The 265-nt window shown below is 36.2% G+C and carries 1 protein-coding gene; it reads left to right on the top strand.

Annotated features, from left to right (window positions below; genetic code table 11):
* The coding region (locus SB771_RS34935; protein ID WP_410722033.1) for a hypothetical protein at positions 1–265 on the top strand (265 nt) is incomplete at both ends.

Here is a 265-nt window from a genome sequence, read left to right as displayed (position 1 = left end):
AAGAAGGTTCAAGTTGGATTACAAGAATCTTCGAGAATCCTTTTGCTAATGATGATGATTACGTAAAAGAAGGATACAAATACGAGCGTGAAGCCTTGCGTGCGAAACAGTCAATAGTAAGCGCAAATGCTGAAATTCAGGCTTCAGTATTAGACGTAATAAGTGCATTTAATTCCATTGATATTAACCCTAATATTAAAAAGTCCATAACTGACATCCTGAATACAATGGACTTCAGCAAGTTAAGTCCTGAACAGCTTAAGAG

The organism is Burkholderia sp. SIMBA_051, assembly GCF_046534915.1.
In the GTDB taxonomy this organism is placed as follows: domain Bacteria; phylum Pseudomonadota; class Gammaproteobacteria; order Burkholderiales; family Burkholderiaceae; genus Burkholderia; species Burkholderia ambifaria.
The sequence above is the reverse complement of the archived record's forward strand: the minus strand, read 5'-3'. Positions and strand labels throughout refer to the sequence as shown.